Origin of the sequence: Conexibacter woesei DSM 14684 (genome assembly GCF_000025265.1) — a bacterium.
In the GTDB taxonomy this organism is placed as follows: domain Bacteria; phylum Actinomycetota; class Thermoleophilia; order Solirubrobacterales; family Solirubrobacteraceae; genus Conexibacter; species Conexibacter woesei.
Genome location: NC_013739.1, coordinates 5,746,314 through 5,766,169 on the forward strand (window position 1 = coordinate 5,746,314; position 19,856 = coordinate 5,766,169).

Annotated in this window: 21 protein-coding genes; 7 read left to right on the forward strand and 14 right to left on the reverse strand. The window is 73.5% G+C overall.

Annotated features, from left to right (window positions below):
* Nucleotides 1-22: 22 nt before the first annotated feature.
* Nucleotides 23-319, reverse strand: coding sequence for a type II toxin-antitoxin system death-on-curing family toxin (locus CWOE_RS26970; protein ID WP_012936827.1), 297 nt, complete (start codon nt 317-319; stop codon nt 23-25).
* Nucleotides 320-437: 118 nt separating this feature from the next.
* On the opposite strand from CWOE_RS26970, the gene CWOE_RS26975 reads away from it, so the two are divergent.
* The 3 genes from CWOE_RS26975 to clpP all read left to right on the forward strand — a co-directional run bounded on the left by CWOE_RS26975 (nt 438) and on the right by clpP (nt 2,337).
* Complete coding sequence (locus CWOE_RS26975) at nt 438-635, forward strand: hypothetical protein (RefSeq protein WP_041731055.1); 198 nt, start codon at nt 438-440, stop codon at nt 633-635.
* A 42-nt stretch (nt 636-677) separates the two neighbouring features.
* Nucleotides 678-1,673, forward strand: a complete 996-nt coding sequence (locus CWOE_RS26980; RefSeq protein WP_012936829.1) for a zinc-dependent alcohol dehydrogenase family protein — start codon at nt 678-680, stop codon at nt 1,671-1,673.
* Between the two features lie 82 nt (nt 1,674-1,755).
* Nucleotides 1,756-2,337, forward strand: coding sequence for an ATP-dependent Clp endopeptidase proteolytic subunit ClpP (gene clpP, locus CWOE_RS26985; RefSeq protein WP_012936830.1), 582 nt, complete (start codon nt 1,756-1,758; stop codon nt 2,335-2,337).
* 44 nt (nt 2,338-2,381) lie between these two features.
* Here the strand turns inward: clpP and CWOE_RS26990 are convergent, their stop codons facing one another.
* The 5 genes from CWOE_RS26990 to fdhD all read right to left on the reverse strand — a co-directional run bounded on the left by CWOE_RS26990 (nt 2,382) and on the right by fdhD (nt 7,087).
* Entirely contained in the window at nt 2,382-3,182 is an 801-nt protein-coding gene (locus CWOE_RS26990; protein ID WP_012936831.1) for a fumarylacetoacetate hydrolase family protein, read from the reverse strand.
* A 10-nt stretch (nt 3,183-3,192) separates the two neighbouring features.
* Nucleotides 3,193-4,383 (reverse strand): SLC13 family permease, encoded by a 1,191-nt coding sequence (locus CWOE_RS26995; RefSeq protein ID WP_012936832.1) that lies wholly within the window; start codon nt 4,381-4,383, stop codon nt 3,193-3,195.
* 10 nt (nt 4,384-4,393) lie between these two features.
* Nucleotides 4,394-4,849, reverse strand: a complete 456-nt coding sequence (locus CWOE_RS27000) for a hypothetical protein (protein ID WP_012936833.1) — start codon at nt 4,847-4,849, stop codon at nt 4,394-4,396.
* Between the two features lie 70 nt (nt 4,850-4,919).
* Nucleotides 4,920-6,308 (reverse strand): MBL fold metallo-hydrolase, encoded by a 1,389-nt coding sequence (locus CWOE_RS27005; protein ID WP_012936834.1) that lies wholly within the window; start codon nt 6,306-6,308, stop codon nt 4,920-4,922.
* Nucleotides 6,305-7,087 (reverse strand): formate dehydrogenase accessory sulfurtransferase FdhD, encoded by a 783-nt coding sequence (gene fdhD, locus CWOE_RS27010; protein WP_041731057.1) that lies wholly within the window; start codon nt 7,085-7,087, stop codon nt 6,305-6,307. Before fdhD ends, CWOE_RS27005 begins: the two co-directional genes overlap by 4 nt.
* 58 nt (nt 7,088-7,145) lie before the next feature.
* Here fdhD and CWOE_RS31570 point away from each other — a divergent pair, with 58 nt between their 5' ends.
* Nucleotides 7,146-9,071, forward strand: a complete 1,926-nt coding sequence (locus CWOE_RS31570; protein ID WP_081425531.1) for a sensor histidine kinase — start codon at nt 7,146-7,148, stop codon at nt 9,069-9,071.
* Here the strand turns inward: CWOE_RS31570 and CWOE_RS27020 are convergent.
* Nucleotides 9,029-9,748 carry a response regulator transcription factor gene (locus CWOE_RS27020; RefSeq protein ID WP_201447072.1) on the reverse strand — a complete coding sequence of 240 codons (720 nt, stop codon included), beginning with the start codon at nt 9,746-9,748 and terminating at the stop codon, nt 9,029-9,031. The two genes, CWOE_RS31570 and CWOE_RS27020, sit on opposite strands and share 43 nt — an antisense overlap.
* Before the next feature lie 46 nt (nt 9,749-9,794).
* On the opposite strand from CWOE_RS27020, the gene CWOE_RS27025 reads away from it, so the two are divergent.
* Nucleotides 9,795-10,133: a DNA-binding transcriptional response regulator gene (locus tag CWOE_RS27025; protein ID WP_012936838.1), complete on the forward strand. Its 339-nt coding sequence runs from the start codon at nt 9,795-9,797 to the stop codon at nt 10,131-10,133.
* Nucleotides 10,134-10,156: 23 nt separating this feature from the next.
* Here the strand turns inward: CWOE_RS27025 and CWOE_RS27030 are convergent, their stop codons facing one another.
* The 5 genes from CWOE_RS27030 to CWOE_RS33985 form a co-directional block, all read right to left on the reverse strand.
* Nucleotides 10,157-10,384, reverse strand: coding sequence for a hypothetical protein (locus CWOE_RS27030; protein WP_012936839.1), 228 nt, complete (start codon nt 10,382-10,384; stop codon nt 10,157-10,159).
* Nucleotides 10,385-10,449: 65 nt separating this feature from the next.
* Entirely contained in the window at nt 10,450-12,432 is a 1,983-nt protein-coding gene (locus tag CWOE_RS27035) for a GMC family oxidoreductase N-terminal domain-containing protein (protein ID WP_012936840.1), read from the reverse strand.
* Between the two features lie 139 nt (nt 12,433-12,571).
* Nucleotides 12,572-13,543 (reverse strand): DUF389 domain-containing protein, encoded by a 972-nt coding sequence (locus CWOE_RS27040; protein WP_012936841.1) that lies wholly within the window; start codon nt 13,541-13,543, stop codon nt 12,572-12,574.
* On the reverse strand, nt 13,540-14,736 hold the full coding sequence (locus CWOE_RS27045; RefSeq protein ID WP_012936842.1) for a sensor histidine kinase: 1,197 nt from the start codon (nt 14,734-14,736) through the stop codon (nt 13,540-13,542). Before CWOE_RS27045 ends, CWOE_RS27040 begins: the two co-directional genes overlap by 4 nt.
* Before the next feature lie 82 nt (nt 14,737-14,818).
* Nucleotides 14,819-15,466 carry a response regulator transcription factor gene (locus CWOE_RS33985; RefSeq protein WP_012936843.1) on the reverse strand — a complete coding sequence of 216 codons (648 nt, stop codon included), beginning with the start codon at nt 15,464-15,466 and terminating at the stop codon, nt 14,819-14,821.
* A gap of 262 nt (nt 15,467-15,728) precedes the next feature.
* On the opposite strand from CWOE_RS33985, the gene htpX reads away from it, so the two are divergent.
* On the forward strand, nt 15,729-16,661 hold the full coding sequence (gene htpX, locus CWOE_RS27055) for a zinc metalloprotease HtpX (RefSeq protein ID WP_012936844.1): 933 nt from the start codon (nt 15,729-15,731) through the stop codon (nt 16,659-16,661).
* Nucleotides 16,662-16,735: 74 nt separating this feature from the next.
* On the opposite strand, the gene CWOE_RS27060 is transcribed toward htpX, so the two are convergent.
* On the reverse strand, nt 16,736-18,337 hold the full coding sequence (locus tag CWOE_RS27060; protein ID WP_012936845.1) for an ABC transporter permease: 1,602 nt from the start codon (nt 18,335-18,337) through the stop codon (nt 16,736-16,738).
* Nucleotides 18,334-19,251: an ABC transporter ATP-binding protein gene (locus tag CWOE_RS27065; RefSeq protein WP_012936846.1), complete on the reverse strand. Its 918-nt coding sequence runs from the start codon at nt 19,249-19,251 to the stop codon at nt 18,334-18,336. Before CWOE_RS27065 ends, CWOE_RS27060 begins: the two co-directional genes overlap by 4 nt.
* Nucleotides 19,252-19,316: 65 nt before the next feature.
* On the opposite strand from CWOE_RS27065, the gene CWOE_RS27070 reads away from it, so the two are divergent.
* A complete protein-coding gene (locus CWOE_RS27070) occupies nt 19,317-19,784 on the forward strand; it encodes a GbsR/MarR family transcriptional regulator (RefSeq protein WP_012936847.1) in 468 nt (155 codons plus the stop codon).
* The last annotated feature ends 72 nt before the right edge of the window (nt 19,785-19,856 follow it).

Genomic DNA, 19,856 nt, shown 5'->3' on the forward strand with positions numbered 1-19,856 from the left:
CTCGATCGTCTCGGCGCGCTCGTCAAGGCTCGCGACGGGCGCCCACGGCGCCGTTGCGACGGATGAACTCGATCATGCAGACATACCCCACGCGCTTGTTCCCGTCGGGCAGCGGGTGGTTGCGGACGATCCGCGAGCAGAGGATCGCGGCCTTCTTGTGCAGCTCGGGGTAGAGCTCGACGTCCCCGAAGCCGGCGTTCGGCGCAGCGAGCGCAGACTCGGCGCGTGCGATTCCGGGAAGTCGCTCGAGGCGCGCCGAATCGACGCCGATCACCGCCTCGGCGATCAGGAGGAAGTCCGCAAGCGGGAGGCCGGACACGGTCCGGAACGTACCAGAACAGATACCGTGGTATTGCAATACCAGTTCTAGTTGGTATCTTGCTACCTATTCAGGGTGGTGTCCATTGCTAGTCTGAGGGGGAATGGAAGTGCGCTCTATGACTCTTCGTCTGCCAGACGAGCAGGCCAGAGAACTCGAAGCCGTCGCCCGCGTCGACGAGACGACGGTGTCGGACGCCGTGCGAACGGCGATCGGCGATCACATCGAGGCGCGCCGCAACGACAGAGAGTTCCAGGCACGCATCAGACGCATCCTCGACGAGGAGCGCGCCGTGCTGGAACGCCTGGCGAAGTAGCGGGCGCGGTACGTGCGCGGCGGCGGCGGGGATGCTCGTCGCATGCGCGCGATGGTGCTGACGGAGCCGGGGCAGCCGCTAAGCGCGGCCGAGCTGGCCGAGCCGCTGCCTGGACCGGGGGAGCTGCTGCTGCGCGTGCGCGCGTGCGGCGTCTGCCGCACCGACCTGCACCTGCGCGACGGGGAACTGGCGGCCGGCCACCAGCCGCTCGTGCTCGGCCATCAGATCGTCGGCGAGGTGATCGGCGGAGACGTCGAGTCCGGGACGCGGGCAGGGATCGGCGCGCGCGTCGGGGTGCCGTGGCTCGGCTGGACCTGCGGCGTCTGCCGCTACTGCACCAGCGGGCGCGAGAACCTCTGCGCGAAGGCGCGCTTCACCGGCTGCGACATCGACGGCGGCTACGCCGAGCTGGCCGTCGCCGACGCGCGCTTCTGCTTCCCGCTGCCGGCGAGCGACGGCTTCAGCGACGAGCAGGTGGCGCCGCTGCTGTGCGCGGGCCTGATCGGCTACCGCGCCTTCCAGATGGCCGGCGACGCCGAGCGCGTCGGGCTCTACGGCTTCGGCGCCGCGGCGCACCTGATCTGCCAGGTCGCCGTCCACGAGGGGCGGCGGGTCTTCGCGTTCACGCGCGAGCGTGACGTCGCCGGGCAGCAGTTCGCCCGCGAGCTGGGCGCCGTCTGGGCCGGCGCGAGCGCCGAGCGGCCGCCGGAGGAGCTGGACGCGGCGTTGATCTTCGCGCCCGTCGGCGCGCTCGTGCCGCTCGCGCTGCGCGCCGTCGCGCGCGGCGGCAGCGTGATCTGCGCCGGCATCCACATGAGCGACATCCCCTCCTTCCCCTACGTCGACGTATGGGGCGAGCGGACGCTCAGATCGGTCGCCAACCTGACGCGCGCCGACGGCGAGGCGTTCCTCGCGCTCGCGCCGCGGGTGCCGCTGCGGACCCAGGTGACGACCTACCCGCTCGCCGCCGCCGAGCAGGCGCTCGCCGACCTGCGCGCGGGCGCGTTCGAGGGCGCGGCGGTGCTGCGGGTCGCCTGAACGGCCGATCTGCCAGAGTTGACGAGCTGCACTCGGCGCCCAGCCGATCTCACCCGCGCCACCAAGGAGGTCCGATCCGCACATGCCCCTCGTCCCGATGGTCATCGAGCGCACTGCGCGCGGCGAACGCGAGTTCGACATCTACAGCCGCCTGCTCAACGAGCGAATCATCTTCCTCGGCACAGCGGTCGACGACCAGGTCGCGAACCTGATCGTGGCGCAGCTCCTCCACCTGGAGTCGAGCGACCCCGACAAGGACATCTCGATCTACATCAACTCGCCGGGCGGGTCGATCTACGCGGGTCTCGCGATCTACGACACGATGCAGTTCATCAAGCCCGACGTGCAGACGATCTGCTGCGGCATCGCGATGTCGATGGGCTCGCTGCTGCTGATGGGCGGCGCCAGAGGCAAGCGCATGTCGCTGCCCAACAGCCGGATCCTGATCCACCAGCCGTCGGCCGGCTTCGAGGGTCAGTCGACCGACATCGAGATCCACGCCAGAGAGATCATCAAGACGCGCAAGCGGATCGACGAGATCTACGCGTTCCACACCGGGCAGCCGGAGGAAAGAGTCAACCACGACATGGAGCGCGACCGCTTCTTCAAGCCCGACGAGGCCGTCGAGTACGGCCTCATCGACCGCGTCATCACGAAGCACTAGCGGCGGGCCGTTCCCGCGCACCGCGGCGCGCGCGTCTCGCCGCTCTACGCGATCGGGTGCTCGATCGCGCCCAGCCGCTCGATCTCGATCCGCACGACGTCGCCCGGGTCGAGGAACCGCCGCGGATCCATGTACGCGCCGACGCCGCTCGGCGTACCCGTCAGGATCAGGTCGCCCGGCGCCAGCGTGCACGTCTCGCGCAGGAAGGCGACGAGCGCCTCGCAGCCGAAGATCAGGTCGGAGGTGCGCGAGTCCTGGCGCGGCTCGCCGTTGACCCACGAGCGGATCCGCAGGTCCTCCGCCTGCTCGACGGACAGCTCGTCGACGGTCGTGATCCACGGTCCCCACGGGCAGAACGTGTCCGCGCCCTTCGCGCGGGTCCACTGCGACTCGCGCCGCTGCAGGTCGCGCGCGCTGACGTCGTCGGCGACCGCGAAGCCGGCGATCTGCCCGTCCGAGCCGAGCACGACGACCAACTCCGCCTCGTAGTCGAGCCGTCTGACGACCGCCGGGCGGACGACCGGCCCGCTCGGCGGCACCGACGCGGACGGCAGCTTCATGAAGACGATCGGCTGCTCGGGCGCCTCGCGCCCGCCCTCGGCGGCGTGCGCGGCGTAGTTGAGGCCGATCCCGAAGATCGCGCGCGGCTGCTGCACCGGCGCGAGCAGCGCGACCTCGGCGAGCGCCCAGTCGGCGCCGGCGGCGGGCGTGCGGTCGCCGGAGGCGAGGCGGGCGCGGACGCCGTCGGGCTCCGGCGCGGCGGAGAACGCGACGACGCGGTCGTCGCGCACCTCGCCGGCGTGCGGGACGTCGCTGCCCGGTGGAAGGAAGGTGGCGAGCTTCATGTGCGGCACCTTATGCGTGCAGCGCCAGCCACAGCGCCGCCGTCCCGCCGATCAGCGCGGGCGGGACCGAGATCGCGCCGAGCCGCACGAACGTGCGCCATCTCGGCGCCAGCTCGCCGCCGCGCAGGACGCGCTTCCACAGCAGCGTCGCAAGCGAGCCGGTGTAGGTGAGGTTCGGGCCGACGTTGACGCCGATCAGCGCCGCGAGCAGCGGCCCCGTGCCGCGGTCCGCGAGGACCGGCAGCAGGATCAGCGTCGCGGGCAGGTTGTTGACCGCGTTCGCGAGCAGCGCGGCGACGCCCGCCACGCCGAGCAGCGCGAGCAGCCCGTCGCCGTGCGGGACGATCCGGTCGACGATGTCGTCGAGCCCGAGCGACAGCGCGATCGCGACGACGACGCCGAGCGCCAGCACGAACAGCAGGAAGCCGGGGCTGGCGGCGTGCAGCAGCGCACGCGGCGTCGTGCGGCGGGCGGCGAGCGCCGGCACGGCGAGCACGAGCGCGCCGGCGGCGGCGAACCATGCCGGGTCGACCCCGAGTGGTGTGCTGAAGACGAAGCCGACGAGCGTCGCGGCGACGACGACGGCCGCGAGCGCCGGCGAGCCGCGGTCGGCGGCGGGCGGGGTGGCGGCGGGCGGCACTGCGGCGGCGTGCGGCGGGGCGGCGGCGCGCGGCGGGGCGGTGGCGAGCGGCGGGGCGGCGGGTGCAGCGATGGCACGAGGGTCGGGATCCGCGAGGTCGTCGGCGAAGAAGCGACGGAAGACGACCCACTCGACCGCGATCACGACGGCCCACGGGAGCGCCATCAGCGCCGCGAAATGGACGAACGAGACGTCGGCGGTGTGGAAGGCGAGCAGGTTCGTCAGGTTCGAGACGGGCAGCAGCAGCGACGCGGCGTTGGCGAGGTGGACGCAGGCGTAGATGTGCGGCCGCTCACGCAGGCGCAGGGTCGCCGCTCCGGCGAGCACGACGGGCGTCAGCAGCACGACCGTCGCGTCGAGCCCGAGCACCGCCGTGACGCCGGCCGCGAGCGCGAAGACGAGCGCCAGCAGCCGCGGCGGCGAGTCCTCGGCGTGGCGGGCGAGCAGCCTGCCTGCGGCGGCGAACAGCCCCTCGCGCTCGCACAGGTGGCCGAGCACGAGCACCGCCGCGAGGAAGCCGAGCGTCGGCGCGAGGGTGCGGACCTCCTCGGCGACGCTCAATGAATACGACTCATGCGACCGGCATCTCCGCGTCCGCCGACTGGACGTCGTCCTTCGCCTCGACGTGGGTCACCGGGAGGCCCGATCCTCTCGCCTTGCTGACGAGGTCGAGGTGGAGCCATCTCGATATCCGGCGCGGCAGCGTCGAGATGACGATCTCGTCGTAGTGCGCCTGGTTGAGCGCGTCCTCGATCGCCATCAGCGGCTCCGCGTCGCCGACGTGGCCGGTCACCGGCGCGCCGGCGGCCGCGCTCAGCTGCGGCAGCGCCTGCTCGAGCCGCTGCTGCGCCTCGCCGTGGTCGCCCTCCTGCGGATCGACGACCTTGTGCAGGCCGTGCGGGTGGGCGGGCACGACGAGGTGGAATCTCACCGGGCCGCGCGCCGCGCGGGCGCGCACCGCATCGCGCAGACCGTCGGTCGCGGCTGTGCGGTTGGCGACGAGCAGGATTCGGGCGGGTTCCGGCATTGCGGGCACCTCCGGGGGCGGCGGACGGCCGCGGGGACGCGGACCTCCCCAGTCTTCCCAGTCAGCCGCCTCAAGACACGAGCGGCTCGCCGGCGCGCGCGAGCGTCCCGACGCCGCCGTGGACGACGTGCACCACCTCGCGCACGCCGCGGCTCGCCAGCAGGCTCGCGGCGACCGCGCTGCGCTGGCCGCTCGCGCAGATCGCGGCGACCGGCCGCTCCGGGTCGAGGCCGTCCGGCAGCTCCAACAGCTCGTGGTACGGCGCGTGGAGCGAGTCGCGCAGGTGACCAGCGCGCCACTCGCCCTCCTCGCGCACGTCGAGCACCTGCAGCTCGCCGTCGCTCGCGCGCCGCGCGGACAGGTCCGCCGCCGCCAGCCGTTCGATCCGCGCGACCTCGTGACCCTCGGCCCGCCACGAGGTCATCCCGCCCGCGAGCCGGCCGGCGAAGCGGCGCGCGCCGACCGCGAGCGCGAGCGCCGCGGCGTGCTCGGCGTCGTCGTCGTCGCGGCCGACCAGCACCACCGCCTGGCCGGGCGCCAGCAGCCACGCGAGCTTCGTCCCGAAGCCGGCCTGCCGGATCGGGATCACGATCGCGCCCGGGATGTGCGCGTCGTCGAACTGGACGTCTGTTCGGACGTCGACGACCATCGCGCCGGCGGCCGCCGCCAGCTCGACCTGACGCGGCTCCAGCGGCGGCAGCTCGGCGCCGCCGACGATCAGCGGCCCGCGGTTGAGCATCACGATCCGCTCGAAGCTCGGCGGTTGCGGCCCGAGCGCCGCGACCGACTGCTCGACCCAGCGCTCCGCGTCGCGCTCCTGCAGGCGCGCGTTGTGGCGGCGCTCCCAGCCGATCGTCGAGGAGACCTTCAGGTCCATCCCCGGGCCGCCGCACATCGAGCCGCCGAGATGCGCTGGCCAGACCTCCGTCGTGTCGTCGAGCGCGAGCAGGCGCTCGTGCAGCGAGCGGAAGATCTCGCGCGCGCCCGCGTGCGCCTCGATCGCGAGGTCCGTCCGCGCGACGTCGCCGGCGAACAGCGTGTCGCCCGTCAGCACCGCCCACGGCTGCTCGCCGCGCTCGGTCTCCGCAAGCAGGAACGACGTGTGCTCCGGCCGGTGGCCGGGCGTGTGCAGCGCCGTGATCGCCAGCCCGCCCAGCTCCAGCCGCCAGCCGTCGTCGAACGGCTCGTGCTCGTACTCGGCCTCCGCGAGACGGTGGACGTGGAGCGTCGCGCCCGTCGCTGCCGCGAGCCGGCCGTGGCCGGAGACGTGATCGGCGTGGGTGTGCGTCTCCAGCACGTGCTCGATCCGCATTCCCAGGTACCGCGCGAGCGAGAGATACTCGGCGACGTCGAAGCGCGGGTCGACGACCGCCGCCACGCCGGCGTCTCTGTCGCCGACGAGGTACGACGCGCAGCCGAGGTCCTCGTGGATCACCTGCCGGAAGAGCATGCGGCTCATCTCACCCGCTCCTCGCCGCTGTAGACGTTGATCCGCCCGCGGCGCGCGAAGCCGCAGAGCGTGAGGTCGCGGTCGCGCGCGAGCTCGACCGCGAGCGACGTCGGCGCGCCGACGCCGACGAGCACGGGCGCGCCGGCGACGACGGCCTTCTGCACCAGCTCGAACGAGAGGCGCCCGCTGACGCACAGCAGCGCGCCGCCGAGCGGCAGCTCCCCCCGCTCCAGCGCCCACCCGATCACCTTGTCCATCGCGTTGTGCCGCCCGACGTCCTCGCGCACGCAGCGGACCGTCCCGTCGCGCGCGAAGAGGCCCGTCGCGTGCAGGCCGCCGGTGCGCTCGAACTCCGGCTGGACGAGCCGGTCCGGCAGGCTCGCCAGCAGTTCGCGCGGGACCGGCTCCAGGCGCGGGTCGCGCTCCAGCCGCGGCGCGTCGACGGCGACCTGCTCGATCGCGCCCTTGCCGCAGACGCCGCACGACGACGTCGTGTAGAAGCGGCGCTCGCCGGGGTCGCGCAGCAGCGCGCCGCGGACCTCGACCGCGTTCCCGGCGAGATCCTCGGGCGGCCCGACCTGCGGCCAGCGCGCGATCAGCCCTTCGCCGTAGAGGAAGCCGGCCGCGAGCTGCTCGTCGTCGCCGGGCGTGCGCATCGTGACGGCGAGCGGCCGGCCGTCAACGCGAATCTCCAGCGGCTCCTCGACGGCGACGAGATCCTCGACGCCGTCACGCTCTATCGCCGCGTGCATCCCTCGTATCCGCACGCCGCCCGGCTGTTCGCTCATCCATCGATCGTACGCCGCCCGTGCGCTGTGCGCTCGTCGCGCGGTACCGTGTGAGGTGATGCACCGCAACGGAGGTCTGCGGAGGAGGCTCCTTGCCGGGATCGGGATGCTCACGGTCCTCTTCCTCGCCGTGCTCGTCGTGATGCTCGTCGCGATACGCGACCTGCGCGCGACCGATCGCGCGGCGCGCGACACCGCGCAGCGCGTGATGGCGACCAGCCGCGCGCAAACCGAGCTGTCGGACTTCGAGACGGCGCACCGGGAGGCGCGCAGCGGGGACGCTGCAAGCGTCCGCGAGCTGCGCATCGCGGACGCGGGCCTCGACCACCGGCTCGACGTGCTGCGGGGCGTGCTCGGCGGCAGCACCGACAGCGTCGCGATGCAGTTGCGCGCGCAGCTCGCCGCGATCCGCGAGCACGTCGGCATCCTCGACGATCCGGACGTCAGCAGGGCCCAGCTGGCGGTCGAGGACCGCCGCGCGGCGGCGATCGTCACGCAGCTCGACAGGCTGGTCGAGACGCAGCGCGCATCGTTGCTCAAGCGCCGCGAGCACACCGGCGCCATCGCCCGCTCGGCTGAGATCACAGGCGTGGTCGGCATCGTCGCGACGATCCTGCTCGTCGCAGCGTGCTTGTACTACATCCGCCGATCGGTCCTTACGCCGCTGCGCCGCGTCGCGGAGGCGGCGCGCTCGATCGACGCCGGCGACCTGCACGCGCGCGTCGGGCACGACCACGGCGGCAGCGGCGAGGTCGCCGAGCTGGCGCAGACGTTCGACCAGATGGCGACCTCGCTGGAGGACAACCGCACCGCGCTGCAACGGCAGAACGCCGAGCTGGAGAGCCGCGGCGCCGAGCTGGTCGACGCGGTCCGCTCCGCGCGCGAGGGCGCGAGCGTGCTGCGCGCGGTGCTCGACGCGACGCCCGACGCGATCGCGCTGCTCGACCGCGAGGGCGCGCCGATCGTCGACAACCCGCCGATGCGCGCCGTGCGCGCGGCGTTCGGCGAGCGCGCGACGGCGATCGACCACAACGGCACGCTCGTCCCGCTCGATGCCGCAACCGACGGCGGCGGCGAGGAGGCACGCGACGAGATCACGCTGCTCGGGACGCAGCGGGCGTTCGCCCGCTACGCCGCGCCCGTTCGTGACGGCCACGGACGCGTGATCGGCCGCCTGCTCGTGCTGCGCGAGGTGACCGGCGAACGCGAGGCCGAGCGCGTCAAGGAGGAGTTCTTCGCGCTCGTCTCACACGAGCTGCGCACGCCGCTGACGGCGATCCTCGGCTACGTCGAGCTGGTGCTCGGCGAGGACGGCGCCACGATCGACGAGGAGCAGCATCGCTATCTGCAGATCGTCGAGCGCAACGCGCAGCGGCTGCTGCGGCTGGTCGGCGACCTGCTGTTCGCGGCGCAGGTCGAGTCCGGCGCGCTGCTGCTCGAACCGGGCTCGGTCGACCTGCCGCGGGTGACGCTCGAGGCGGTCGAGGCGGCCCGCCCGCGCGCCGAGGACGCCGGCATCACGCTGACCGCGCAGATCGCGCCGCTCGTGCCGTGCGTCGGCGACCGCGACCGCCTCGCGCAGGTGCTCGACAACCTGATCTCCAACGCGCTCAAGTTCACGCCCTCGGGCGGGCAGGTCGGGGTGCGGCTCAGCGCCGCCGACGGCGAGGCGCGGATCGACATCTCCGACACCGGCGTCGGCGTTCCCGCCGAGGAGCACGCGCGCCTGTTCGACCGCTTCTTCCGCGCCTCCAACGCAACGACGCGCGCCGTTCCGGGCGTCGGGCTCGGGCTGATGATCGTCCGTGCGATCGTCGCCGCGCACGGCGGCACGATCGGCGTCGACAGCGAGGTCGGCGTCGGCACGACGTTCACCGTTCGGCTGCCGCTGCGCGCCGTGCGCGCGAGCGACCCGGCCAGCAGCTCGGCGCCGCTCGTCGCTTACCGCGACGATCCGCCGTCGACCGGCGGTCGGTACCGGTAGCCGAAGCCGCGCACCGTCTCGATCGGCGACGGCGCCGCCGCGTCCCAGCCGAGCTTGCGGCGCAGGTAGCCCACGTAGAGCTTTACCTGGTCGCCGCCGAACCCCTCCGTGTCGCCCCAGACCAGCTCCAGCAGGCGGTCGCGCGCGAGCGTCTCGTTCGGGTGGCGCACGAACGCCGACAGCAGCTTGAACTCCAGCGGCGTCAGCTGCACCGGCCGACCGGCGACGGTCACCTCGCGGCTGACATAGTCGACCATCACGATCGCGTCTCTGTAGGCCGGCCGCACCTCCGGCGGGCCGCTGGTGCGGCGCAGCAGCGCCTCCACGCGAGCAAGCAACTCCTGCCGCCCGAACGGCTTGGTGACGTAGTCGTCGGCGCCGCTCTTGAGCCCTCGGACCTTGTCGAGCTCGCCGGCGCGGGCGGTCAGCATCAGCACCGGGACCTCGGTGAGGTCGCGGATCCGCTCAAGCGTCTGCCAGCCATCCAGCTCGGGCATCGTCACGTCGAGCACGATCAGATCGGGCGTCGCGCTCTTGAGCAGCCGCAGCGCCTCGATCCCGTTGCCGGCCTCGCTGACCGAGTGGCCGGCGCGCTCCAGCAGCACGCGAACGAGCCGCCGCACGTCGTCCTCGTCCTCCACGACGAGCACCTCGGCCATCTTCATGCCGTCTTCCATACCGGATTCATGCACCCTCTCCGCGCGTTCACCGGATGATCCTTCGATGGCCAGAGTGCTGATCGCCGAGCCGTCGGCCGACGTGCGTGCCCTGCTCGAGCGTTCCGTGCGACGGCTCGGGCACGAGCCCGTGATCCACGACCGGCTTCACGGCCATGACGACGGCGAGATCGACGTGCTGCTGCTCGAACCCGCGTTCAACGGCGGGGTCGAGCTGGCGCAGACGATGCGCACCGACCATCCGCAGATCGCGATCGTGATCTGCAGCATCTTCCCGCCGAGCCCCGATCTGCAGGAGCTGGCGCCGGTCGCGCACGTGCTGAAGCCGTTCCAGCGCGACGCGCTGGAAGAGGCCCTGCAGGCGGCGGTCGCCGCCGCCGCCTGAGCCGGGCACGATCGGCAAGCCGCCTACGCCGCGCGCGGCGGGTCGGGAGGCGGGTCTCCCTGCGGCGGGCGGCCCGGCTCGTTCTTGCCCGGAGTCTTCAGTGCGTCGGCAGCCGCTCTCGCCTTGTCCTTCAGCGTGCCTCTGCCGGTGGCGGCGTCCTTGACCTCCTGGAGGTCCTCCTTCAGCGCATCCATCCCGCCGCGCTTGTCGATCGCCTGCTTCGCCTTGTCCGCGATGCGATTGAACTTCACCGATCCTCCGTCCGTACGATCGTCTCGATCCGTCAAGAGTACGACTTACCCGCTCGCGGCTCGAATCAGGCCAGCCGCGCCGCCAGCTCGCGCGCACCCATGTGGGCGATCGCCTGGATCGAGACCTGCGGGTTGACGCCCGACGCGCTCGGGAACGCCGAGCCGTCGAGGACGTAGAGATCGCGCACGTCCCACGTCTCTCCGCTCGGCATCACAGCGGCCGTCGTCGGCGACCCGCCCATCCGCGCCGAGCCCATGATGTGGAACGACGCGAACTGCGTCCTGCCAGCTCCGTAGCCGCACGCGTCGACGTCGCGCAGCCAGCGTTCTCGGGCCGCGCCGGTGCCGCCGGCTGCGCCGCTCCCGTTCGGCTCGTAGGAGACGAACCGGCTCTGCGAGCTGAAGATCCGCCGCGCCCCTGCCGCCTCGTGCATCTTCGCCGCGCCCTCGACGCCGACGCGCACGTGGCGGAGGTCGTACGGGGAGAGGCTGTAGCGGACGACCGGCTCGCCGTCGCGGCCGACCCGCACCTCGCCGCCGTCGCGGTCGCGCAGCAGGACGCCGAACGCGACCGAGTTCGAGAGCGCCTGCATCAGCTCGTGGTGCTCGCGCCTGCCGCGCCAGGGGAAGAACGGGACCGCGAGGTGCGGGTGCGCGGCCGCCGTCTCGTACTTGACGCCGTAGCCGGAGTCGAGGTCGCGGTGCTCGTCGGAATAGAGCGCCTGCATCGTCCCCTCCCACGGCCGCAGCTCCTCGTCGTAGACGCCCCACACCGCCGTCGCCGGGTGGAGCTTGAGATGGCGGCCGATGTGCGGGTTCTGGAGCCCGGAGCGCTTCAGCAGTGCCGGCGTGTGAAGCGCGCCGCAGGCCGCGACGACGGCACGGGCGCGGATCGTGACGCGGTGGCCGTCGGCGGTGCGCGCATCGACGCCGCGGGCGGAGCCGTCCTCCACGCGCACGCGCTCGACGCGCGTGCGCACGACGATCCGTGTCCCTTCCTCGCTCGCGTCGCGCAGCCACGTCTTCGTCGTCGACTGCTTCGCGCCGCGACGGCAGCCGAGCCCGCACGAGCCGCAGTCGACGCCCTGGTCGCAGCGACCGTCGACGTTGCGCGGCATCGCGTCGACGTGCCAGCCGAGTGCGAGCGCACCGTCGCGCAGCTTCGCGTCACGCGTCGACGGCTCGTTGTGCTCCTGGTTGACGCCGAGCCGGTCGCAGACGGCGTCGAGGCTGTCGCTGTAGGCGACGCCGGCGAACGCCGGGACGCCGTGCGCGGCCCATTCGGCCCGCACCTCGTCCGGCGTGCGGAACGAGGTCGAGTAGTTGACGACCGTGCCGCCGCCGAGGCACGCGCCCGCGATCAGGCCGACGCTCTGGTCGTGCGTCGCGGTCGGCGCGCCGGCGTACATCTGCGTCAGCGCCGACAGCTCGCCGCCGTCGAAGTCGCCGTCGTCGTAGTAGTCGCCGCCCTCGACGACGATCACGTCGAGCCCGGCGGCGCTCAGCACGGCCGCGGCGACACCGCCGCCGGCGCCCGAGCCGACGACGCAGACGTCGCAGTCGAGCGTCGTGTCGGCTGCGATCGACAGCGGCTCCAGCGCCTTCGGCGGCGGATCGGCAGCTCTGCCGAGCGGGCCGGGATAGCCGATCCGCTCCCATGCCGGGTTCGCGCCGCCGCCTGGTCCGGGCAGCGCGTAGTACATCAGCAGCGCGCCCTTGCGGAGGGCGTTGAAGGCGGCGCGGCGCTGTGGCATTCGGCTGTCGCCCCACGACACCAGCGCGGCCTCGCGCCGGTCCGGCGCCAGCTCGCTGAAGCGCTTCCAGCCATGACCGGTCGCGTACCCCAGCGCGGGCGAGTCCCACGCGCTCAGCAGCTGGCGCAGCTCGCGCCGCGCGGCCGGGCGGGGGTCGCGCGCGACGAGTCCGGCGACCGCTTCGGGAACGCCCAGCTCGGTCGCGGACAGCAGCCCGTCGCCCGCAGGGCAGAACGTGTCGCAGATCGCGGCGAGCGCGCTGCGTTGGCGCGGCGTGAGGGTCAGCTCCTCCATCGCAAGGTCCTCCTCCTTGCGGCGAGCCTACCTCAGCGTCATCGCCAGAGAGCCGGCTTGCCCGAAGGCCGCCCCACCGGTCCGCGTACGACCTCCGTGCACGCGGACCGGTCGTCCCGGGGCGTTGACACCACGATAACTACGCGTCGGTGTGATTTCGGGATGGGTCGCGCCGGGCCCGCCGGTGCCGGCTGCGGCGGGCGACGAACGCCGACCGCTGCACCGCCAGCGTCGCCGCGCAGGCGACCGTCAGCGCGATCAGGTTGATCGCCAGCTGCGCCGCCGCGCCGCCGCACTCGCCCCAGTCGGCGGCGGCCGCGGCCACGGCGACGTTCGCCGCGGCCGGGATCGTCGTGACCGAGATCAGCACGCCGACGAGCACCGACGACTTGCTCGTCGTGAACGAGAGCGTGCCGGCGACGCCGGCCAGCAGCGCGACGAACACCGACCACTCGTCGGGGTTGGAGGTGAAGCCGGTCAACGGACGCGTCACCTTCGTGTGCTCGGGGCCGACGAGCCCGATCGCCTGCCCCAGCTCGGTGACGACGAAGGTCACCACGATCGCGACCGCGAAGCCGATCACGAGCGCCGCGAGCGACCGCCGCGCGAGCGCCGGGCGGCGCTGCACGAGCGCGACCGCGACGCCGGCGAGCGGTCCGAACTCCGGCCCGACGACCATCGCGCCGACGATCAGGACGGGCGAGTCGAGCAGGATCCCGATCCCGGCGATCAGCGTCGCGATCACCATGAACGCGAGGAACGACGCCGACAGCTCGGTCGACTCGCCGACCTCGGCCTCGACCCGCTCCCACACGACCGCGTCGGACGGCAGCCCCTCGGCCGCGCGCTCGGCGCGGTCGGCGGCGTCGGAGATCGACGTGTCGACCAGCTCCATCGCGATCGAGCCGTCGCGCGGGATCCCCAGCGCGCGCAGCTCTCCGACGATCACGCTCGCGTCCTCGCGCGCGACGTCGCACAGCAGCACGTCGCCGTCGGGCTTGCGCGCCGCGCCCGGCAGGTGGACGACGTTGCAGACGGCCGGCGCGCGCTCCAGCAGCTCCAGCGCCGTCGCCGTCGTCCGCGGCGGGCTGACGATCCGCAGATGGATCACCGGCGGCCGTCCCCGGGGCGCGCGGTGTCGGCCGCCGCGACCGAGCGCACGGGGAGGCGCGCGCGCACGAGCGTGCCGTGGCCCGGCTGCGCGGCGATCTCCAGCCGTCCGTCGAGCGCCTCGACGCGCTCGGTCGCCGACGCGAGCCCGATGTGCCCCTCCAGCGGCGCGCTGCGCAGCCGCGCGGGGTCGAGCCCGCGGCCGTCGTCGGCGACCTCCAGCTGCAGCTCGCCCGGCAGCCGCCGCACGCGCACCGCGACCGAATTCGCCTCGGCGTGGTTGGCGACGTTGATCAGCAGCTCACGTGCGAGCGAGAAGACGAGCGCGTCGTACAGGCCGATCGCGTCGGGGTCGACGTCGACCTGCCAGCTGAAGTGCGCGCGTCTGCCCGCGTGCTCGGCGACTGCCTCCAGCGCCGCGGCCAGGCCGGCGTGGTCGAGCGTCGCCGGATAGAGGTCGAAGACGGCGTCGCGCAGCTGCGCGATCGTGCGGTCGAGGCCGTGCTGAACGAACGCGAGGTCGCCGCCGCCGGCCAGCTCGTGACGCGCCGCGAGCAGGTTCTGGACCGCCTCGTCGTGGAGCGCGCCCGCGAGCCGCCGCCGCTCGCGGTCCTCCGCGTCGAGCGCCTGCGCGACGAGCCTGCCGCGGTCCGCCGAGAGCCGCTCGACCTCGTCGGCGCGGCGCACCAGCAGGCGCGAGAGCAGCACGGCGACGACGCCCATCCACAGCAGGTAGAGCGCCTGCGTCAGCTCGAAGTCGCTCGCGTTCTCGGTCGGGTAGAGCAGCGCGATCCCGAGGTACGCGAGCACGACGAGCAGCGACGCGGTCGCGGTCAGCAGCGGGCGCAGCAGCAGCGCGGCGCCGATCGGCAGCAGGAAGAAGGCGTAGCGCAGCTGCGAGAACGGGCCGCCGGACGTGTAGGTGAGCGCGCACAGGAACGCGATGTCGAGCGCCGCCAGCAGCTGCACGGGGAGGCGCCGCGAGCCGGGCCCGAACGCGACCGCGTAGGCGATCAGCGCGTAGATCGTCGCCGCGACCAGCAGCGGCCCGAACGGTTCGCTGCGCGGGCTCGGGTGCGCGACGAGCCGCTCCCCGAGGAAGATCGCCGGCAGCGACGCGAGCCGGATCAGCGCCCACACGCGCACCGCGTCGCGCCGCGCAGGCGGCGCCGCGCCGGCCGCGCCGGCGTTCATTGGTCGACCACCCCGTTGGAAGAACGAGCCTCCAGGCGAGTTCTTCCGGCGGAAGGCAAGGCCGCCGGCCGCAGCCTTTCGCTCATTCGAGCAGGCCGCGGCGCATCGCCTCCGCGACGGCGGCCGCGCGGTCGGAGACGCCGAGCTTCTCGTAGAGGCTCTGGAGGTGGCCCTTCACCGTCGCCGGGCTGAGGTGGATCAGCCGTGCGATCTCCGGCGCGCCGCGCCCGGCCGCGACGTGGCCGAGCACCTCCAGCTCGCGCGGCGTCAGCAGCGGGCGGTCCTCGACCTGGCGCGAGCGGACCTCGGCCGCGATGCCGGCCTGCGCCTCGGGCGAGAGCACCGTCTCGCCGCGCGCCACGGCGGCGATCGCGTCGGCGATCTGAGCGCGGTCGGCCTCCTTGGAGAGGTAGGCGGCGGCGCCCGCGCCGACCGCCTGGAAGACGATCGCGCTGTCGAGGTAGGCGGACAGCAGCAGGATGCGCGTGCCGAGCTCGTCGCGTCTGACCGCCGAGACGACCTGGAGGCCGTCTAGCTCGGGCATCTTCACGTCGATCACGGCGACGTCCGGCTGCAGCTCGCGGATCGCCTCGAGCGCGGCGCGCCCGTCGGACGCCTCGCCGACGAGCTCGAAGTCGGGCCGTTCGCGGATCGTCCGGACGATCGCCTCGCGGAAGAGCGGGTGGTCGTCGGCGACGAGCACCCGCACGCGGGATGTTGGTGCGCTCACGCCCTGCGTTGTATCAGCCCAACTCCCCTTCGATCGACGGGGGTCCGATCGGCGGGGGCGAACGCTGTCGATGTCCGTCCGTTCGGCGCCTGTCGAGCGAGCCGCTTCTGACGCATAGTGATTGCACGCCGGTGGGGCAACGCGTCGGGGCCTGACGCGCCACCGGCGCCTCCAAGGCCACGCGGCGCGCCGGCCCCATCTCTGACTCCCGGCGCGCCGCGCGGGCCGCTTGCTCAGAGACAGACAGGAGCCGTCCCCCACGATGCGCAGTACGTCCCGCTTCGGCCGCGACACGGGCCTCCAGGTCCGGATGGTCATCACGCTGTTCCTGCTCGGAGCGGTCTACGTCGTGCTGATGGCCGCCGTCGCGGCCTCGGGCCTTGGGATCGGCGCTGCGATCGTGATCGCGGGCGGCCTCTTCTTCGTCCAGCTGTTCGCGTCCGACAAGCTCGCGCTGCGCGCGATGCACGCGAAGGTCGTCTCCGTCGAGGAGGCGCCGCAGCTGCACGCGCTGATCGAGCGCCTCTGCGTGCAGGCCGACCTGCCGAAGCCGAAGATCGCGATCGCGCAGACCGAGGTCCCGAACGCGTTCGCGATCGGACGCTCGCAGAGAAGCGCGACCGTCTGCGCGACCACGGGCATCCTCGACCTGCTCGAACCGGCCGAGCTGGAGGGCGTGATGGCGCACGAGCTCGCGCACGTCCAGCACCGCGACGTGCTGATCATGACGATCGCGTCGTTCTTCGCCAGCATCGCGGCGTTCATCCTCCAGTGGGGCTTCCTGCTCGGCGGCAACAACCGCGAGAGTCCGGGAATCCTGCCGCTGATCGCGATCTCGTTCGCCGTCTACGCGGTCTCGTTCTTCCTGATGCAGCTGCTGTCGCGCTACCGCGAGTTCGCGGCCGACCGCGGCGCCGCGATCATCACCGGCCGCCCGAGCGCGCTCGCCTCCGCGCTGATGAAGATCAGCGGCTCGATGAGCCGCGTGCCGCAGCGCGACCTGCGCGCGGCGAGCGAGATGAACGCCTTCTTCATCCTGCCGGCGTCGCCGCGCAGATCGATCGCCGGCCTGTTCGCCACGCACCCGCCGCTGGAGAAGCGGATCGCCGCGCTCGCGAGACTCGAGTCGCAGCTGCAGGGCACCGACCTGCCGCCGGCGCGCGGGTATCGCGAGCTGACGCGCGACGCGCGGTAGCGGCGCCGCTCGCGGCGCCGGCCCGCCCCGCCCCGCCCCGCCCCGCCGGCCGCCGGCCGCGCCGCCCGCTTGCGCTAGCCGACGTCGCGACGCCGGAAGCCGGCGAGTCCCGCACCCACCAGCGCCGCCGCGACGACCGACAGCGCGACCAGCGGCCCGGCCGTCAGCTCGCCGCCGGGCAGCTTCGGCACGTGCGTGAACGGCGAGACGTCCATCGCCCAGTCGCCGAGCTGCAGCAGCGGCCCGAGCTGTCCGATCAGCAGGAAGACGACGACCGCCGCCCAGCTCACGGCGGTGCGGCGCGGCAGCAGCCCGAACAGCGCGATCGCGATCCCGCCCGCGATCCAGGCCGCCGGCGCCTGCGCCAGCGCGGCCTCCAGCAGGCGGCCGAGCTGCCCGCCGAGGTCGCCGCTCGCGAGACCGTACGCCACGCCCCCGGCGAGCCCCGCAGCCGCCAGCAGGACGGTCGTCCCCGCGAGCGCGAAGACGAGGTGGCTGCACGCCCAGCGCAGCCGCCCGACACCGGTCGCCAGCAGCGGCTCGACCCGCTGCGCAGTCTCCTCCGACCGCAGCCGCAGCACGGCCTGCACCGCGTAGGCGGCGGCGATCAGCCCGAGCAGGCCCATCATCGACGCGAGGAACGAGTCGACGACGCTCTGCTGCCCGCCGAGGTCTCTGAAGATGTCGATCAGCTGCTCGTTCTCGTCGACGAGGTCGGCGACGCTGTCGGCGATCCCGCACAGGACGGCGCCGGCGATCGCGAAGCCGGCCGTCCAACCGAGCAGCGCGCCGCGCTGGAGCCGCCACGCGAGCGCGAGCGGGCTGCGCAGGCGCGGCGCGGCGTGCGCCGGCCCCGGCCGCTGCGGCAGCAGACCGGCGCCGAGGTCGCGCCGCGCGGCGAGCGCGAACGCGGTGCCGGCGAGCAGCGCCGTGGCGAGCACGGCGAGCACGAGCGGAGCCCAGCGGTCGCCGGCGAACGGGCGCACCTGCTCGGCCCAGCCGATCGGCGACAGCCACGACAGCCACGTCGCGCCGCCGGTGTCGGCGGCGTCGCCCGCCGCCCGCAGCACGAACGCGACACCGAGCGCGCCGGCCGCCAGACCGCGCGCCAGACGCGCGCTCTCGGTCAGCTGCGCGGCGACCGCCGCGACGGCGGCGAAGACCCAGCCGGCGGAGGCGATCGCGAGCCCCATCGCGAACGCGCCGCCGGCCGGCTGGCCCTGCGCGAGCAGCCCGAGCCCGAGCAGCAGGCCGAGCGCGAGGTCGGCCGCGCAGACGACGAGCAGCGCGGCGGCGAGCGGCGCCGCGCGGCCGACGACGCCGGCGCCGACCAGCTCCAGCCGGCCCGTCTCCTCCTCGGCACGCGTGTGGCGGATCACGACGAGCACGCTGAGCAGCGCGGCAAGCGCGGCGCCGAACGCCAGCATCCGCCAGGCGACCAGCCCGCCGGTCGTGCTCGCGTCGAAGACGACGCCGTAGAGCGCCCGCAGGCCCGGGTTCTCGTCGATGTCCGCGGCGAGACTCAGCCGCGATGCGGCGGTGGGGTAGAGGTCCTCGAAGCTGATCGCGGTCGAGATGACGGTGAGGACGAGCGCGAGCACGCTCAGTGGCAGCACGACGCGGTCGCGCCGCAGCGCGACGCGCGCGAGCGCGGGCGTCCCGAGCAGGCCGCTCATCGCGCCACCGCGGGCGCGTGCACGGGCGCCGGCTCTGCCTCGTAGTGGCGCAGGAACAGCTCCTCGAGCGTCGGCGGCTGGCTCACGAGGCTGCGCACGCCGGCGGCGGCGAGCGCGCTCAGCAGCCCTTCGAGCGCGTCGGCGTCGGCCTGGCAGCGGACGCTCGTGCCGTCGACGGCGAGGTCGTGCAGGCCCGGCAGCCGGTCGATCCCGTCGGGCGGACGCGTCAGCTCGGCTCTGATCGCCGTGCGCGTCAGGTGGCGCAGCTCGGCGAGCGTGCCCGTCTCGACCGTGCGGCCGTCGCGGATGATGCTGACGCGGTCGCAGAGCGCCTCGACCTCGCTGAGGATGTGGCTGGAGAGCAGCACCGTGCGCCCCTTGTCGCGCTCCTCGGCGACGCACGCGCGGAAGACCTCCTCCATCAGCGGGTCGAGCCCCGACGTCGGCTCGTCGAGCAGCAGCAGCTCGGCGTCGGAGGCGAACGCCGCGACGAGCGCGACCTTCTGGCGGTTGCCCTTCGAGTACGCGCGCCCCTTCTTCGTCGGGTCGAGCTCGAAGCGCTCGACCAGCTGCGCGCGGCGGTCGGCGTCGAGCCCGCCGCGCAGGCGGCCGAGCAGGTCGATCGTCTCGCCGCCGGACAGGCTCGGCCACAGCGTCACGTCGCCGGGCACGTAGGCGAGCCGCCGGTGCAGCTCGGCGACGTCACGCCACGGGTCGCCGCCGAGCAGCCGCACGGTCCCGCCGTCGGAGCGCACGAGGCCGAGCAGGATGCGGATCGTCGTCGACTTGCCGGCGCCGTTGGGGCCGAGGAAGCCATGCACCTCGCCGGGCGCGACGTCGAGGTCGAGGCCGTCGAGCGCGACGAACCTCCCGAAGGACTTGCGCAGTCCCGAGACGGAGATGGCGGAGGTCATGCGGATCAGCGTACAGAACATTCAGAAACTTGTGAAGAATGTGAAGACAGTTACACTCCCCGCCGATGCCGAGCGCACGCGACGAGACCGAGGTGGCGCGCTTCGTCGAGCGCTTCGCCGTCGTGCTGGCCGACGCGGGCTTCCCGCGCATGCCCGCGCGCGTCTTCACCGCGCTGATAGCCAGCGACGACGGCCGCCACACCGCAGCCGAGCTGTCCGAGCGCCTGCAGGCCAGCCCCGCCGCGATCTCCGGCGCGGTCAGATACCTGATGCAGATCCGCTTCGTCAGCCGCGAGCGCGAGCCGGGCTCCCGCCGCGACCGCTACGTCGTCCACGACGACATCTGGTTCGAGGCGACGGTCCGCCGCGACGAGGCGATCGCGCGGATGATCACGGTGCTCAGCGACGGCCGCGACGTCGTCGGCCCGCAGACGCCGGCCGGCAGACGGCTGGCGGAGTCGATCGACTTCTTCAGCTTCCTGCTCGGCGAGATGCCGGCGATGCTCGAACGCTGGCGCGCGAGCCGCGCCTGACGCCACGGAGGAGCAGACGGCGGGCGCCCCCTGAGGGGCCCCCGCCGTGCGACCTGCTGCCGTCCACCGCCG